We start from the raw sequence: 15,632 nt of genomic DNA, 5'->3' as shown, positions 1-15,632 counted from the left end.
CCGGCACCTTTTCGTAGCAACGATCAATCGTTCCTTTGACTGGCATTTGTCGCCTGATCGCTGGCCGGTGTCGCATCGGCGATCGCATCCGCGGCCGCATATGCCCTGTCCGCTATGTCTGTCAAGGCGACGTAGTCGGCGTGTAGCCGCTGCACGTGTTCCTCGCAGACAGTGGAAACGAGCGCCCCAAAAAGATTCGCCTCATCGAAGTCACCGAACATGCCGTACGGCAGCTTCGCCTGAGCTAACACGTTCGCGGCCTTCTTGGCGGATGCGGCGGCCGACCGGCTGAAGTTGCCGCTGGTACGCAACGACTCCGCGTCGACCTCGAACTGCTCCGCCGTGGCGTCAGCCTAGAGCACCCAAGGGTCAAAGCTGCTGAATGTGGGCAAACCTCAATCGCCCCGCTAGAAGATGCCTGCCTCGCTGATCATCGCGGACGTCGCGACCCACAGGGCCGGTTGTGCGCATCCGATCAAGTGCACGAAGAAAGCGAGTTTGTGTCAAGTGATACGCAGTACCGAGAGCGTCAGGTCTGCCAAAAGGTGATCCCGCCGGTTATCCCCCCGACCCCAAATGCCTGACTGAACCAGGCTTGGTCCCGCATTGCAGATACGAACAGGCTTCGTTGTGTACCGCCCCCCACAGCGTCGCGGTCGTTCCAAATATCAAGGCGCCGTGGCTAATTAGCAACACGACAGCCGCGGCGTTATCGACTTGGCGTGTGGTTCGGCGGTTCGGCGTATGGTATTTCGCCAGCGCCTCTTGCAGAGCAGGATCATCATCGGCACGCAGTGAGTATCGTCGCGGCCCAATTGGCCGCCATCGGCGCGATTGACTACCGCCCGTAGCCCGGACGCCGACGCCGCAGGTAACGCTCGAACTCGGCGGCCAGCGCGTCGCCGTCGATCTTGCCCAGCGCCTCGTGCATGTCGACCTCGGCGTCGCCGCGCTGCTCCAACGAGGCGACGTACTCGGCGATCTCGTCGTCCTCGGCGGTCATCTCGCTGACCGCCTGCTCCCACTCCTCGGCCTGCGCCGGCAGATCGCCCAGCGGCACCTCGATGTCGAGCACATCTTCGACGCGGCGCAGCAGCGCCACCGTCGCCTTCGGGTTAGGCGGCTGTGACACGTAGTGCGGCACCGCCGCCCAGAACGTCACCGCCGGGATCCCCGCGGCAACGCAGGCGTCCTGGAACACCCCGGCGATCCCCGTCGGCCCCTTGTAGCGGGTTTCCTGCAGACCAAAGCGGCGCGCCGATTCCGGCGAGTAGGCCGCGCCGGATACCGGCACCGGCCGGGTGTGCGGCGTGTCGGCCAGCAAAGCGCCCAGGATCACCACGGTGTCGACGTTGAGCTTGTCGGCGATCGCCAGCAGCTCGGCGCAGAACGTGCGCCAGCGCATGTTGGGCTCCACGCCGTTCATCAGCACGATGTCGCGGTCGCTGCCGGGCGGGCGGCAGTGCGAGATCCGCATCGACGGCCACACCAGCTCCCGGGTGACGCCGTCGACCTGGCGAATCACCGGCCGGTTGACCTGGTAGTCGTAGTAGGCCTCGTCGTCGATCTCGACGATCGGCTCGGCCTCCCAGATGGCGTCGAGATGCTCGAGGGCATCGCTGGCCGCGTCGCCGGCGTCGTTCCAGCCCTCGAACGCGGCCACGACGATCGTGTTGTGCAGTTCGGGCAGCTTGTCGCTGGTATCCGGCGAGGTCACGAATTCAGCCTAAGGCCTGTGGGAAGCTGGCGACGTGGCGACAAACCGACCTGAATTGATAGACGGGCTATGCTTGTGGGGATGACTTCCACCGGGTCGAGCTGAGCCGGGGGCGTCCAGACGTCGGGTGACGACGTAGGCTTCTCACCGTCGAGAGGCGTTGCAACGGTTTCTGGAGGGGGCCTGCCCCTGTCCGGCATCCGCCACGCTCGGCAGAGTCAAGGACGCCTTCCGCTACGGAAGGAACGTACGTGAACACTTTCGCGCCGAACACCCGCCCCGACTGCACTGACGAACTGACGGCTGCTCTGCGCCAGCGGATCATGGTGATCGACGGTGCGATGGGCACGGCGATCCAGCGCGACCGGCCCGACGAGGCCGGCTACCGCGGCGACCGGTTCACCGAATGGCCGACCGCTCTTCAGGGCAACAACGACCTGCTCACCCTGACGCAGCCGCAGATCATCGAGGGCATCCACCGCGAGTACCTCGAGGCGGGCGCCGACATCATCGAGACCAACACGTTCAACTCGAACGCGATCTCGCTCTCCGACTACGACATGGCAGACCTGGCCTACGAGCTCAACTACGCCGGCGCCGCCCTCGCCCGCAAAGCCGCGGACGAATACCGCACCCCGGACAAGCCCCGCTACGTCGCGGGCGCCATCGGGCCGACGACGCGCACCGCCTCGATCTCGCCGGACGTCAACGACCCGGGGGCCCGCAACGTCTCCTACGACCAACTGGCCGCCGCCTACCTCGAAGCCGCCAACGGCCTCGTCGACGGCGGCGCCGACCTCCTCATCGTCGAGACCATCTTCGACACGCTCAACGCCAAGGCGGCTGTGTTCGCCATCGAGACGCTGTTCGAGGACCGCGGACGCCGCTGGCCGGTGATCATCTCGGGCACCATCACCGACGCCTCCGGGCGGACGTTGTCCGGGCAGGTCACCGAAGCATTCTGGAACTCGATCCGGCACGCCAAGCCGATCGCGGTGGGCCTCAACTGCGCGCTGGGCGCGCCGGAGATGCGACCCTACATCGCCGAGATGTCACGGATCGCAGACACTTTCGTGTCCTGCTATCCAAATGCCGGCCTGCCCAACGCCTTCGGCGAGTACGACGAGACCCCCGAGCGCCAGGCCGGCTACATCGCCGACTTCGCCGAGGCCGGCCTGGTCAACATCGTCGGCGGCTGCTGCGGAACCGCGCCGCCGCACATCGCTGAGATCGCCAAGGTCGTCGAGGGCAAACCGCCGCGCGAGGTGCCGAAAACCGAAGTGGCCACCCGGCTTTCGGGCCTGGAGCCGCTCAACATCACCGAAGACTCCCTGTTCGTGAACATCGGCGAGCGCACCAACATCACCGGCTCCGCCCGGTTCCGCAACCTGATCAAGGCCGAGGACTACGACAGCGCGCTGTCAGTCGCCCTGCAGCAGGTCGAGGCCGGTGCGCAGGTCATCGACATCAACATGGACGAGGGCATGATCGACGGTGTCGCCGCGATGGACCGGTTCACCAAGCTGATCGCGGCCGAGCCGGACATCAGCCGCGTCCCGGTGATGATCGACTCCTCCAAATGGGCGGTCATCGAGGCCGGCCTGAAGAACGTGCAGGGCAAGCCGATCGTCAACTCGATCTCGATGAAGGAGGGCGAGGAGAAGTTCATCCGCGAGGCACGGCTGTGCCGCAAGTACGGCGCCGCCGTCGTCGTGATGGCCTTCGACGAGCAGGGCCAGGCCGACAACCTGGAGCGCCGCAAACAGATCTGCGGGCGCGCCTACCGGATCCTGACCGAAGAGGTCGGCTTCCCGCCCGAGGACATCATCTTCGACCCGAACTGCTTCGCGCTGGCAACCGGTATCGAGGAGCACGCGACCTACGGCATCGACTTCATCGAGGCCTGCGCCTGGATCAAGGAGAACCTGCCCGGGGTGCACCTCTCCGGCGGCATCTCCAACGTGTCGTTCTCGTTCCGCGGCAACAACCCCGTCCGCGAGGCCATCCACGCGGTGTTCCTGTTCCACGCCATCAAGGCCGGCCTGGACATGGGCATCGTCAACGCGGGTGCGCTGGTGCCCTACGACTCGATCGACCCCGAACTGCGCGAGCGCATCGAGGACGTCGTACTGAACCGCCGCCCGGATGCGGCGGAGAGGCTGCTGGAGATCGCGGAACGATTCAACCGCTCCGAGAAGTCCGAGGATCCGGCAGCGGCCGAGTGGCGCGGCCTGCCGGTCCGCGAGCGGATCACGCACGCCCTGGTCAAGGGCATCGACGCCCACGTCGATGCCGACACCGAGGAGTTGCGGGCCGAGATCGCCGCCGCGGGTGGCCGGCCGATCGAGGTGATCGAGGGCCCGCTGATGGACGGCATGAACGTCGTCGGCGATCTGTTCGGCTCGGGCAAGATGTTCCTGCCGCAGGTCGTGAAGTCGGCCCGGGTGATGAAGAAGGCCGTCGCGTACCTGTTGCCGTTCATCGAGGCGGAGAAGCAGCCGGGTGACTCCAAGGACACCAACGGCACGATCGTGATGGCGACGGTGAAGGGCGATGTCCACGACATCGGCAAGAACATTGTCGGAGTCGTGTTGCAGTGCAACAACTTCGAAGTGATCGACCTCGGGGTGATGGTGCCCGCCGAGAAGATCCTGGCCGCGGCGAACGAGCACGACGCCGACATCATCGGGCTATCCGGCCTGATCACCCCGTCGCTGGATGAGATGGTCAACTTCGCCGTCGAGATGGAGCGCGAGGGGCTTGAGATCCCGCTGCTGATCGGTGGCGCCACCACCTCGCGCGCCCACACGGCGGTGAAGATATCGCCCCGGCGTAGCGGTCCGGTGGTTTGGGTCAAGGACGCGTCCCGCTCGGTGCCGGTGGCCGCCGCGCTTCTCGACGACAAGCAGCGACCAGCCTTGCTGGAGGCCACCGAGAAGGACTACGCATCGCTGCGCGAACGGCACTCGCAGAAAAACGAGCGGCCGATGCTGACGCTGGAGAAAGCCCGCGCCAACCGGACGCCGATCGAGTGGGACGGCTACACGCCGCCGGCGCCCGCAATGGGCCTGGGCGTGCGGGAGTTTCACGACTACGACCTCGCCGAGCTGCGCGAGTACATCGACTGGCAGCCGTTTTTCAACGCCTGGGAGATGAAGGGCCGCTTCCCCGACATCCTGAACAACCCGGCCACGGGCGAGGCGGCCCGCAAGCTGTACGACGACGCCCAGGAGATGCTCGACACGCTGATCAAGGAGAAGTGGCTGAGGGCCAACGCGGTGATCGGGTTCTTCCCGGCGAACGCGGTCGGCTCTGGCATTGAAGACATCGAGGTCTACACCGATGAGACCCGCACCGAGGTGCTGACCACGTTGCACAACCTGCGCCAGCAGGGCGAGCACCGGGAAGGCATCCCGAACCGGTCGCTGGGGGATTACATCGCCCCCAAAGAAACGGGTCTGGCGGACTACATCGGCGCCTTCGCCGTTACCGCGGGGCTCGGCAGCGGCGAGAAGATCGCGGAGTTCAAGGCGGCCCTCGACGACTACAGCGCGATCCTGCTGGAGTCGATCGCCGACCGGCTGGCAGAGGCGTTCGCCGAACGGATGCACCAACGGGTCCGCAAGGAGTTCTGGGGATACCAGCCGGACGAGCAACTGGACAATGAGGCACTCATCGACGAGAAGTACGTGGGAATCCGCCCTGCGCCCGGCTACCCGGCCTGCCCGGAGCACACAGAGAAGGCGACGCTGTGGACGTTGATGGATGTGAAGGAGCGGACCGGCATCGAGCTGACCGATTCGATGGCGATGTGGCCCGGCGCTGCGGTCAGCGGCTGGTACTTCTCGCACCCGCAGTCGCAGTACTTCGTGATCGGCCGGATTGCCCAGGACCAGGTCGCCGACTACGCAAAGCGCAAGGGCTGGACCCTCAAGGAGGCCGAGCGCTGGCTGAGCTCCAACCTCGCCTACAACCCGGAGGACTGAGGCTGGATGCGTGCGCGATGGTGGTTGCCCCCCCGCCAACGCGCTGAAGAATGTGCGGGCCACCCTGGGCATACTCGCCGATTCGCGTGGGCTCAGTCGGGTTCGTTTTCTCGGCGCGGCCGAGCGGATCGGTTTGATAGCGGCACTGCGCAAACCGGCGACCGTCGACGAGCTGCGCCGGACCATCGGCATCGCCGACGTCGACTTACTCACAGGATTGCTCGACGTCGGTGTCGCGATCGGGGATTGCGTTGCCGCAACGGCCGATATCGCCTCAAAGGCAGCCGAGTCCGCGCTTTGCCTCGCCAGGCGGCGAGGGTGTTCGCGGGTTCACTGCGGAGCTGGCGGACTACCGCGGCGACGTCTACCGCGACCTGCCGGCGCGGTTGCAGAGCGGCGAACGCGGCCCGTACCTCAAGGAGTACGACGAGGTGGTCGCACAAGGTTCGCGGCTGGTCGAACCATTCATCGCGCGCTTCGTCCGTCGACTCGTCGAGGACCGACCCGCTCGCACAATGCTGGAAATCGGTTGTGGCACAGGTATATACGTTCGGCACGCGGTGCAGGCGTGCCCGCAGCTGTCCGCGGTCGCTATCGATCTGCCGGAGCGCGTCGTCGCGCTTGCGTCGGCGAACTTCGCGGCGTGGGGACTGGCCGACCGATGCACCGTCCTGCATGCCGACATACGCGACTCGAACCTCGCGGAAGCTCGCCGGCCCGTTCGAGCTGGTCACCCTGCACAACAACATCTACTATTTCTCGCCGGCGGAGCGGCGCACCTTGCTTGCGGATCTGCGACGGCGCCTCGCGCCAACCGGCCGGCTGGTATTGACCTCGATGTTCGCCGGAAAATCCCTGTCTGCAGCCGAATTGGACCTTGTCTTGCGTGCCACTGCCGGTTGCTGGCCGCTGCCACAACGCACCGACGTCGCCGACGCGCTCACCGGCGCCGGCTACCGCGCCGTCTCGTTCCACCGGCTGCTCGCCACCGATCCGCTGTTCGGCGTCGTCGCCGAGCGCTAGCCGCTAGCCGCGGCCCAGACGCTTCAGGTAGGCCTGCGCCGCGGCGCGCGACTCGGGATCGCCCAGCGCGGTCACCAGCGAGTCGGCGTCGTTCCAGGCGCGGGCGGTGCCGACCATGCCTTCGGTGACGGCGTTGGTGTGCCGCTTGGTGGCGGTCAGGGTCAGCGCCGACTTGTCGACCAGCACGCCGACCAGCTCGTCGACCGCGGCGTCAAGCTCGGCGGCGGGAACCACGCTGTTCAGGAATCCCGCCGTCAACGCCTCCGCGGCGCCGAACGGGCGGCAGGTCATCACCAGCTCCTTGGTCAAGGCCGGGCCGATCTCCCGCACCAGCCGGGGGATGCCGCCCCAGGCCAGTGGGATGCCGAGGTCGACCTCGGGAATCGAGAAGCGGGTGTCGTCCGCGGCGATGCGCAGGTCGCAGGCCGCGGCCAGCACCACCGCGCCGCCGACGCAGTGACCGTGGATCCGGGCGACGGTCACCGCCCGCATCGCCTCGATCGCGTCGGCCATCCGCCGCCCGGCGTCGGCCGCCTCACGCGGCGGCGGCCCTGCCTGCGCGGCGAACGACGCGAGGTCGGCGCCGGCGCTGAACGCCCGGCCCCGCCCGGAGATCACCGCTACCTTCACGCCGGACCGGGTGTCGAGCTCGCGCGCTGCCTCCACCAGCTCGGTCAAGGTGGTGGTGGAAAGTGGATTCAGCTTGTCCGGCCGGTTCAGCGTGATCGCGGCGCGGGCGCCGTCGACGGTGACCTCGATCTCGGCGAAGCTCATGCCACACCGTACGTTGGAAACCCGTGGGGAATGACGTGACCGCCCGTGCTGTTCGATTTGCGTCGGTGGCCGCGATCGGCGGGCTGCTGTTCGGCTACGACGTTTCGGTGACCAACGGCGCGGTGAGAGCGCTGCAGGCCGACTTCCAGATCGGCAACGCCGTCCTCGGCTTCGCGGCGGCCTCGGGACTGCTCGGGGCGGCCGTGGGAGCGACGACCGCTGGACGCGTCGCCGACCGCACCGGCCGCCTGCCCATGATGAGGCTGGCCGCTGCGCTGTTCTTCGCGTGCGGGCTGGGCACCGGGCTGGCGAGCAGCATCTGGATGTTCATCGCCTTCCACGTCGTGGGGGGTCTGGGCATCGGGGTCGCATCCGTGATCGGGCCGGCATACATCGCCGAGATATCGCCACCGGACATCCGCGGCCGGCTCGGCTCGTTGCAGCAGCTCGCGATCGTGTCCGGCATCTTTTTGTCGCTGGCGGTGAACTGGCTGCCGTTTCACATCGCCGGCAGCAGCCGCGGCGAACTGTGGCTGGGCATGGCCGCCTGGCGCTGGACATTCCTCGGGGAGATGGTTCCGGCGCTGGTATACGGCTTGCTGGCTTTCAGCATCCCCGAATCACCGCGCTATCTCATTGCCTCACAGCGGATTCCGGAAGCCCGTCGAGTGCTCTCAGGGCTGCTCGACGAACGCGACGTGGATCCCACCGTGAACCGGATCGCCGAGACGCTGCAGCGCGAGACGCCGCCGTCCTGGCGTGACCTGCGCAAGCCGACCGGCGGCCTGTACGGCATCGTGTGGGTGGGGCTGGGGGTGGCGTGTTTTCAGCAGCTCGTCGGCATCACGGTGATCTTCTTCTACTCCGACGTGCTGTGGGAGCACGTGGGATTCGGCGAGGGCTGGTCGTTCACGATCGCCCTGATCACCTCGGTGGTCAACGTCGCCATCACCTTGATTGCCATCGCGTTGATCGACAAGGTCGGCCGCAAGCCACTGCTGCTTGGCGGTTCGGCGGGCATGGCCGTGATGCTGGCCACACTGACACTAACCTTCGCCAGCGCGCCGATCGTCCACGGCAAGCCGCACCTCGCCGGCGCGTCGGCCGTGGTTGCCTTGGTCGCCGCGAACCTCTTCGTCGTCGCGTTCGGCGTGTCCTGGGGCCCTATCCTGTGGGTGCTGCTGGGCGAGATGTTCCCCAACCGCATCCGGGCCGCCGCGGCGGGGCTGGCGGCCACCACACAGTGGATCACCAACGCCACCGTCGCGGTGACTTTCCCGGCACTGCGGCACATGCTCGGCTTCGCCTACGGCTTCTACACGCTATGCGCGGTCCTGTCGTTCGTGTTCGTGTGGCGCTGGGTCCGCGAAACCAACGGCGTGGCCCTGGAAGACATGCACGCCGAGTTACTGCACGAGGGGTGACCCCTCTCCGCGAGCGTGCGTGTCCCCGGTCGACACGCTGGCATGGATCCCGTTTTTGCGCACGCTCGCGGCTGGAGGTGACCACACGCGAAACTGCCGTGACTTTGCTGACGGCCGCATGAAACAATCGCTGGCCGTGAAGACCTTCGAGGATCTGTTCGCCGAACTCGGCGAGCGCGCCCGCACCAGGCCGCCCGGCAGCAGCACGGTGGCCGCGCTGGACAGCGGCGTGCATGCCGTCGGCAAGAAGATCCTCGAAGAGGCCGGCGAAGTCTGGTTGGCGGCCGAACACGAACCCGACGACGCCCTGGCCGAGGAGATCAGCCAATTGCTGTACTGGACGCTGGTGCTGATGATCGCGCGCGGGCTGACCCTCGACGACGTGTATAGGAAGCTGTGATGCTGCGGGTCGCCGTTCCCAACAAAGGAGCACTCAGTGAACCGGCCGCCGAGATCCTCGCCGAGGCCGGATACCGCCGTCGCACCGACCCCAAGGACCTGACCGTCCTGGACCCGGTGAACAACGTCGAGTTCTTCTTCCTGCGCCCCAAAGACATCGCGATCTACGTCGGCTCCGGTGATCTCGACTTCGGGATCACCGGCCGGGATTTGGCCCGCGAGTCCGAGGCTCCGGTGGCTGAACGGCTGTCGCTGGGCTTCGGGTCGTCGAGTTTCCGGTACGCCGCGCCTGCCGGGCGGGACTGGAGCACCGCCGACCTCGCCGGCCGGCGGATCGCCACCGCTTACCCGAATCTGGTTCGAAAAGACCTGGCCGCCAAGGGAATCGAGGCTACCGTGATCCGGCTCGACGGCGCGGTGGAGATCTCGGTGCAACTGGGCGTGGCGGACGCGATCGCCGACGTGGTGGGCTCGGGCCGGACCCTGAGCCTGCATGACCTCGTGGCCTTCGGTGAGCCGCTGTGTGATTCGGAGGCGGTGCTGATCGAGCGAGCCGACGCGCGCGAGCACGTCAGCCCCGCCCGGGACCAGCTGGTGGCCCGGGTGCAGGGCGTCGTGTTCGGTCAGCAGTATCTGATGCTGGACTACGACTGCCCGCGTTCGGTGCTCGACAACGCCACGTCGATCACGCCGGGGCTGGAGTCCCCGACGATCGCCCCGCTCGCCGACCCGGACTGGGTGGCGGTTCGCGCGTTGGTGCCCCGCCGCGACGTCAACGCGATCATGGACGAGCTCGCCGCCATCGGTGCCAAGGCGATCCTGGCTTCCGACATCCGGTTCTGCCGATTCTGACCGCGCTGGTCGGGTCGCGACCCGCTGCGTCCGGCGTTGCCGCCCTTGCGATCGGTCCCCGTGTTAGCGTCCTCGCCATGGCGACCCACGTCCTTGTCCTGCTGCTCGCTCTGCTGATCGGCGTCGTCGCCGGCTTGCGCTCGCTGACCGCCCCCGCCGTGGTCGCGTGGGCGGCCTTGCTGGACTGGATCAACATGGACGGAACCTGGGCCTGGTGGGTGGGCCACCCGGTGACCGTCGCCGTGCTGACCCTTCTGGCGATCCTCGAACTGGTGGCCGACAAGCTTCCCGCCACGCCGAGTCGCACCGCCGCGATAGGGTTCATCGCCCGGATCGTGTTGGGCGCGTTCGCCGGTGCCGTCATCGGCACCGCGTGGGGTTACACCTGGAGCGCGCTCGGCGCCGGCGCGCTCGGCGCCGTGCTGGGTACTCTCGGCGGCTATGAAGCCCGCACCCGGCTGGTCGCCGCGCACGGTCACGACCTATCGGTCGCGCTGCTCGAAGACGCAGTTGCGGTGCTCGGCGGATTCGCCATCGCAGTGACGACAGCTGTTCTGTGACAAGCTATTTCGACGCGATTGTGGTGGGCGCCGGTCAAGCCGGTCCGCCGCTGGCAGGCCGGCTGACGGCCGCGGGGCAGCGCGTCGCGGTCGTGGAGCGCAAACTGATCGGCGGCACCTGCGTCAACACCGGCTGCATCCCCACCAAGACGTTGGTGGCAAGCGCGCACGCGGCGCACCTGGCCCGCCGCGGCGCCGACTACGGCGTCGGCACCGGATCAGTCAGCGTGGACATAGCGAAAGTCAAAGCGCGCAAAGACAACATCATGCTCAAGGACCGCAAAGGTGTCGAGGACTGGCTGACCGGCATGCACGGCTGCACGGTTGTGCGCGGCCACGCCCGCTTCGAGGACTCGCACACGCTGCGGGTCGGTGACCAACTGCTGCACGCCAACCGGATCTTTCTGAACGTCGGCGGTCGCGCCGTCGTCCCGGACATCGCCGGGCTGTCCGACGTCGAATTCCTCACCAACGTGTCGATCCTCGAACTCGATGTGCTGCCCGATCATCTCGTGATCATCGGTGGCAGCTACATCGCGCTCGAATTCGCCCAGATGTACCGCCGGTTCGGCGCCGCGGTGACGGTAATCGAGAAGGGCCCGCGATTGGCGTCGCGCGAGGACGACGACGTCTCGGCCGCCATCCGGTCGATTCTGGAGGGCGAAGGTATCGACATCGTCGTCAATGCCGACGACATCCGGATCACCAAGCGGGACAACGGGTTCGAAGTGACGCCGAGCAGCGGCGCGCATCCGATCTCCGGCAGCCATCTGCTGGTCGCGGTCGGGCGACGGCCCAACACCGACGACCTCGGCCTCGATCGTGCCGGTGTGCAGACCGACGCCCGCGGATACATCACCGTCGACGACGGGCTCAAGACCAACGTGGAACACATCTGGGCGATGGGCGACTGCAACGGCAAGGGCGCGTTCACCCACACCTCGTACAACGATTTCGAGATCGTCGCGGCCAACCTGCTCGACGGCGACTCGCGCCGGGTCAGCGACCGCATCAGCACCTATGCGCTGTACATCGACCCGCCGCTGGGACGCGCCGGCATGACCGTCGAGCAGGTGCGCGCGTCGGGCCGCCCGGCGCTGATCGGCCAGCGCCCCATGACCCGCGTCGGCAGGGCGGTGGAAAAGGGTGAGACACAGGGCTTTATGAGAGTCATAGTCGACTCCGACACGAAACAGATTCTGGGAGCGGCCATCCTCGGTGTCGGCGGCGACGAGATCATCCACGCCGTCCTCGATGTGATGTCCGCCAAGGCGCCCTACACCACGCTATCGCGCACCATGCACATCCACCCCACGGTCAGCGAGCTGATACCCACGATGCTGCAGGAGATGTCGCCGCTGTAACAGTCAGCGGCGTTGCACCAGATGTGTTTGCGCCGACGTTCCGATGAACCCGCCGCGGTCGAAGATCTCCGCGGTGGTCACCCCGATCCCGTCGGGTCCGATCGACCCGCGCGCCCTCAACGCAAAATCGCTGCCGCGCGGCGCCCGATGCAGATGCACGACGGTGTCGGTGTTCATGAACGTGAACCGCTCCGGGTGCAACGCGGCGCCGACGCCGTTGGCGGAGTCGACGACCATGGCCAGGTCCTGCAACGGCGTGGTGTCCTCGGTGTCCACCACATGCACCATCGGGCGCAGCCACCACACCGCCGCGCCGGCGGGGTCGTCGGGCTGCGGGCGCCAATCCACCGACTTCAGGTATCTGCCGACGTTCCACCAATACGACGGCAGCGGTTGGGCCGGACCCTCCACTATCGGCGGGTAGCGGTCGGCGGCCACGTCGGCGGTGTCGCTGGTGGCCAGCGCCCACACACTGAGCCGCGCCACCGGGCGGTCGCCGGCCCGCATTTCGGCCGCCAGCAACGAGATTCGCGTGCCGGGCCGCTCGACCCACGCCCGCACCGACACCGGCGTCACCGGAATGATTCCCAGGATGTCGAGGCTCAACCGCGCGATCCGCAGCGGCGAATCCGTCAGCAGTTCTTCGATCGCTTTGGTCAGCAGCGCCAGCGGCGGTGAGCCGTGCTGAAGGTCGCGCGCCCAATTGCTGCGGGTGAAGTCGGTGGATTCGTATTCCACGCCGTCGCCGTCGGCTCCGAGACGACGGTAGTGGCAACCGATCACGCCGCGGGGTCCGCGCGATGCAGGACGGCGTCCGGATCGCCTTCGTCGGGGTGGTCCGGCCAGCCCGGGTAGGGCGGCGGCGTTCCCCCGTAAACCGGGCAGTGTGCCCGGTGCGGGCACCAGTCGCACAGCCGCGACGGGCGGGGTCTGAAATCGCCTGTGGCACCGGCTGATTGGATTGCCCGCCAGATTGCTATCAGTGTCTTCTCGAAGCGCAGCAGCTCTTCCTCGTCGGGGGAGTAGTCCAGCAGCTGGCCGTCGGCCAGGTAGACGAGACGCAGCCGGGTGGGCAGCACACCGCGCGAGCGCAGCAGCGCCACCGCATAGAACTTCATCTGGAACAGTGCCTTGAACTCGGCAAGGGCGCGGGCTTCCGGCGGCGCCTTGCCGGTCTTGTAATCCACCACGCGCAGCTCGCCGGTGGGCGCGACGTCGATCCGGTCGATGAACCCGCGCAACAGCGTGCCGTCGGCCAGTTCGACCTCGACGCGCTGCTCGCAGCTTTGCGGATCGAACCGGGTGGGATCCTCCAACCGGTAATAGCCGGACAGCAATGCCCGGGCCTCGTCGAGCAGTTCGCTCAACTGCGCGTCGTCCAATTCGGCGGCCAGCGTGGGCTCTTCGGCGAGCAGCTGCTCCCACGCCGGGCCCACCAGAGCGCGGGCGGTATCCGGGACGCGCTGGTCGGCTGGCAGACCATAGAGCTGTTCGAGAGCGGCATGTACCAGCGATCCCCGCAGTTGCGCGGTGGACGGCGGCTCGGGCAGCCGGTCGATCGCGCGGAACCGATACAGCAGCGGGCACTGTTTGAAGTCGGCCGCCCGCGACGGCGACAGAGCCGGTTTTGAAGCTGGCCGCGACCGTTCATCGCTCATGGCGCCGCTCCTCCTCATCGTTGCGCTCTGCATCGTCGCCGGCGCGGCTCATACCCGCAGCCTAAAGTCGACCCCCGACAACCCCGCGCATCGGTCTCGGCGAGTCTGCTGGCAGGCTAGATGGCTGTGTCCGCAAGCGGTCCGTTCGTCGTCGGTGATCGCGTTCAGCTGACCGACGCCAAGGGCCGGCACTACACGATGCTGCTGAGCCCGGGCGGCGAATTCCACACGCACCGCGGCGCGATCGCGCACGACACCGTGATCGGCCTGCCCGAAGGCAGCGTCGTCAAATCCACCAACGGCGACCCGTTCCTGGTGCTTCGCCCACTGCTGGTCGACTACGTGATGTCGATGCCCCGCGGGGCGCAGGTGGTCTACCCCAAGGACGCGGCGCAGATCGTGCATGAGGGCGACATCTTTCCCGGCGCGCGGGTGCTGGAGGCCGGCGCCGGGTCGGGCGCGCTGACCTGTTCGCTGCTGCGCGCGGCCGGGCCGGCGGGGCAGGTGATCTCCTACGAGATGCGCGCCGACCACGCCGAGCATGCCCGCCGCAACGTGGAGACGTTCGTCGGCAGCACGGCGGACAACTGGCGGCTGGTCATCGGTGACCTCGCCGATTGCGACCTGCCCGACGGCTCGATCGACCGGGTCGTGCTCGACATGCTGGCGCCGTGGGACGTGCTCGGCGCGGTGTCGCGGGTGCTGATCGCCGGTGGTGTGCTGATGATCTACGTCGCCACCGTCACCCAGCTGTCGAAGACCGTGGAGGCGCTGCGCGATCAGCAGTGCTGGACCGAGCCGCGGGCGTGGGAGACGCTGCAGCGCGGCTGGAACGTCGTAGGTCTGGCCGTGCGCCCGCAGCACAACATGCGCGGTCATACCGCCTTCCTGATTTCGGCGCGCCGGCTTGCGCCCGGCACGGTGACGCCGACACCGTTGCGCCGCAAGCGTTCGCCATAGACCGAGCAGACGCAAAATGCCCTAAAACGCAACGGTTTTAGAGCATTTTGCGTCTGCTCGCCAAACCTTAGTCGTCGCTGCGCTGCAGCCCGCGGCGCACCGACAGCAGTTCGAACTCCGGGTGTGCGGCCACCATGCGTTCGGCCGCGTCGAGCACCTCGACGGCGTGTGCGCGGTCGGCGGACGTCATTGCCACCCCGATGGCCGCCCGCCGATACAGCTCCTGTGAGCCCGTCTCGGCCGCCGACACGCTGAGCTTGCGTTGGAGCTCCGCCACCACGGGGCGGATCATCGACCGCTTCTGCTTCAGTGAACGCACGTCACCGAGCAGCACGTCGAACTCCAGCCAGCCGATCCACATCGCGTCGTCAGGGAGTCGGCGTCGGCGGCGCCCCGCTTGGCGCAGTACCGAAGGCGAGCAGTGTCTCCGCGGTGCGTTGCGAGAGCTGCCAGCCACCCTGGTAGGGCTTGAACTCCATCGGGAACGAGAACCCTGGCGTACCGCGACGGGGTGTGCTGACGTTGACGGTGGCCACCACGTCGGCGGGATCCCGGTCCGACCAGGCGATGTCGCGCGCCTCGAAGGTCATCGGCGCGTAGCCGCCGCTCAGCAGCGCGTTGGCGAATTTGTCCAGGGCCGCGGCGTTGTCGGGGGTTGCGCCCTCGACGAGGTTGAGCTTTTCGACTCCGGGCACCGCCGGGTCGGCGAGCCGGTACAGCACGTCGGTGAGGGCCTCGGGCGCCGGCACCTGCGCGCTCTGCGGCGCCGACGTCGTGGCCCGTGCAGATTCCGGCGGCGACGCCGCCGACGGGGCGGGAGAGCCCGAACCGCCGCTCGAGCACCCCGGCAGCCCAAGCGCCGCCACCGTCGCGGCGGCGCTTACGGCTGCCCGAACGTGCCTGGAAACCGGCACA

At 67.6% G+C, this 15,632-nt stretch carries 14 protein-coding genes and 2 pseudogenes; 9 read left to right on the top strand and 7 right to left on the bottom strand.

Annotated features, from left to right (window positions below; all coding sequences use genetic code 11):
- Nucleotides 1–23 precede the first annotated feature (23 nt).
- A pseudogene (locus AWB95_RS11730) lies at nucleotides 24–314 on the bottom strand (DUF2563 family protein); the annotation flags it as partial.
- Nucleotides 315–838: 524 nt separating this feature from the next.
- Entirely contained in the window at nucleotides 839–1,717 is an 879-nt protein-coding gene (locus AWB95_RS11725) for a PAC2 family protein (protein WP_180275948.1), read from the bottom strand.
- 251 nt (nucleotides 1,718–1,968) lie between these two features.
- On the opposite strand from AWB95_RS11725, the gene metH reads away from it, so the two are divergent.
- The 3 genes and pseudogenes from metH to AWB95_RS23270 all read left to right on the top strand — a co-directional run bounded on the left by metH (nucleotide 1,969) and on the right by AWB95_RS23270 (nucleotide 6,726).
- Nucleotides 1,969–5,703, top strand: coding sequence for a methionine synthase (gene metH / locus AWB95_RS11720; protein WP_062539113.1), 3,735 nt, complete (start codon nucleotides 1,969–1,971; stop codon nucleotides 5,701–5,703).
- 515 nt (nucleotides 5,704–6,218) lie between these two features.
- Nucleotides 6,219–6,350: pseudogene (locus AWB95_RS24125) on the top strand (class I SAM-dependent methyltransferase); the annotation flags it as partial.
- A 28-nt stretch (nucleotides 6,351–6,378) separates the two neighbouring features.
- The gene (locus AWB95_RS23270; protein ID WP_062539115.1) at nucleotides 6,379–6,726 is read left to right on the top strand and encodes a class I SAM-dependent methyltransferase; all 348 of its coding nucleotides are present in this window, start codon (nucleotides 6,379–6,381) and stop codon (nucleotides 6,724–6,726) included.
- Nucleotides 6,727–6,729: 3 nt separating this feature from the next.
- Here the strand turns inward: AWB95_RS23270 and AWB95_RS11710 are convergent, their stop codons facing one another.
- Entirely contained in the window at nucleotides 6,730–7,500 is a 771-nt protein-coding gene (locus tag AWB95_RS11710; RefSeq protein WP_085168252.1) for an enoyl-CoA hydratase/isomerase family protein, read from the bottom strand.
- A 23-nt stretch (nucleotides 7,501–7,523) separates the two neighbouring features.
- On the opposite strand from AWB95_RS11710, the gene AWB95_RS11705 reads away from it, so the two are divergent.
- The 5 genes from AWB95_RS11705 to AWB95_RS11685 all read left to right on the top strand — a co-directional run bounded on the left by AWB95_RS11705 (nucleotide 7,524) and on the right by AWB95_RS11685 (nucleotide 12,099).
- Nucleotides 7,524–8,924 carry a sugar porter family MFS transporter gene (locus AWB95_RS11705; protein ID WP_085168251.1) on the top strand — a complete coding sequence of 467 codons (1,401 nt, stop codon included), beginning with the start codon at nucleotides 7,524–7,526 and terminating at the stop codon, nucleotides 8,922–8,924.
- Nucleotides 8,925–9,042: 118 nt separating this feature from the next.
- Entirely contained in the window at nucleotides 9,043–9,324 is a 282-nt protein-coding gene (locus AWB95_RS11700) for a phosphoribosyl-ATP diphosphatase (protein WP_062540903.1), read from the top strand.
- Nucleotides 9,324–10,175: an ATP phosphoribosyltransferase gene (hisG, locus tag AWB95_RS11695; protein WP_062540897.1), complete on the top strand. Its 852-nt coding sequence runs from the start codon at nucleotides 9,324–9,326 to the stop codon at nucleotides 10,173–10,175. Before AWB95_RS11700 ends, hisG begins: the two co-directional genes overlap by 1 nt.
- Before the next feature lie 77 nt (nucleotides 10,176–10,252).
- Entirely contained in the window at nucleotides 10,253–10,735 is a 483-nt protein-coding gene (locus AWB95_RS11690; RefSeq protein WP_062540898.1) for a DUF4126 family protein, read from the top strand.
- Nucleotides 10,732–12,099 (top strand): FAD-containing oxidoreductase, encoded by a 1,368-nt coding sequence (locus AWB95_RS11685; RefSeq protein ID WP_062540899.1) that lies wholly within the window; start codon nucleotides 10,732–10,734, stop codon nucleotides 12,097–12,099. Before AWB95_RS11690 ends, AWB95_RS11685 begins: the two co-directional genes overlap by 4 nt.
- A gap of 3 nt (nucleotides 12,100–12,102) precedes the next feature.
- Here the strand turns inward: AWB95_RS11685 and AWB95_RS11680 are convergent, their stop codons facing one another.
- Nucleotides 12,103–12,882 carry a thioesterase family protein gene (locus AWB95_RS11680; RefSeq protein ID WP_062540900.1) on the bottom strand — a complete coding sequence of 260 codons (780 nt, stop codon included), beginning with the start codon at nucleotides 12,880–12,882 and terminating at the stop codon, nucleotides 12,103–12,105.
- A complete protein-coding gene (locus AWB95_RS11675) occupies nucleotides 12,879–13,757 on the bottom strand; it encodes a RecB family exonuclease (RefSeq protein WP_062540901.1) in 879 nt (292 codons plus the stop codon). The genes AWB95_RS11680 and AWB95_RS11675 overlap by 4 nt, the downstream gene beginning before the upstream one ends.
- Before the next feature lie 126 nt (nucleotides 13,758–13,883).
- Here AWB95_RS11675 and trmI point away from each other — a divergent pair, with 126 nt between their 5' ends.
- Nucleotides 13,884–14,717 (top strand): tRNA (adenine(58)-N(1))-methyltransferase TrmI, encoded by an 834-nt coding sequence (gene trmI / locus AWB95_RS11670; RefSeq protein ID WP_062540904.1) that lies wholly within the window; start codon nucleotides 13,884–13,886, stop codon nucleotides 14,715–14,717.
- Nucleotides 14,718–14,784: 67 nt separating this feature from the next.
- Here trmI and AWB95_RS11665 read toward each other — a convergent pair whose 3' ends face one another.
- Nucleotides 14,785–15,078, bottom strand: a complete 294-nt coding sequence (locus AWB95_RS11665; RefSeq protein WP_085168250.1) for a DUF503 domain-containing protein — start codon at nucleotides 15,076–15,078, stop codon at nucleotides 14,785–14,787.
- Nucleotides 15,079–15,085: 7 nt separating this feature from the next.
- Complete coding sequence (gene lppK, locus AWB95_RS11660; RefSeq protein ID WP_085168249.1) at nucleotides 15,086–15,631, bottom strand: lipoprotein LppK; 546 nt, start codon at nucleotides 15,629–15,631, stop codon at nucleotides 15,086–15,088.
- Between the last annotated feature and the right edge of the window lies 1 nt (nucleotide 15,632).

Source organism: Mycobacterium celatum, assembly GCF_002101595.1.
GTDB lineage: Bacteria > Actinomycetota > Actinomycetes > Mycobacteriales > Mycobacteriaceae > Mycobacterium > Mycobacterium celatum.
Note: the sequence above shows the minus strand (reverse complement) of the source record. Positions and strands in the feature narration are given on the sequence as shown.

What these genes read in the sequence shown, in the direction of transcription:
- AWB95_RS23270 (WP_062539115.1), top strand. Translation starts at nt 6,379, where the DNA reads ATGCCGACATACGCGACTCGAACCTCGCGGAAGCTCGCCGGCCCGTTC.
- AWB95_RS11710 (WP_085168252.1), bottom strand. Translation starts at nt 7,500, where the DNA reads ATGAGCTTCGCCGAGATCGAGGTCACCGTCGACGGCGCCCGCGCCGCG.
- AWB95_RS11700 (WP_062540903.1), top strand. Translation starts at nt 9,043, where the DNA reads ATGAAACAATCGCTGGCCGTGAAGACCTTCGAGGATCTGTTCGCCGAA.
- hisG (WP_062540897.1), top strand. Translation starts at nt 9,324, where the DNA reads ATGCTGCGGGTCGCCGTTCCCAACAAAGGAGCACTCAGTGAACCGGCC.
- AWB95_RS11690 (WP_062540898.1), top strand. Translation starts at nt 10,253, where the DNA reads ATGGCGACCCACGTCCTTGTCCTGCTGCTCGCTCTGCTGATCGGCGTC.
- AWB95_RS11675 (WP_062540901.1), bottom strand. Translation starts at nt 13,757, where the DNA reads ATGAGCGATGAACGGTCGCGGCCAGCTTCAAAACCGGCTCTGTCGCCG.
- AWB95_RS11665 (WP_085168250.1), bottom strand. Translation starts at nt 15,078, where the DNA reads ATGTGGATCGGCTGGCTGGAGTTCGACGTGCTGCTCGGTGACGTGCGT.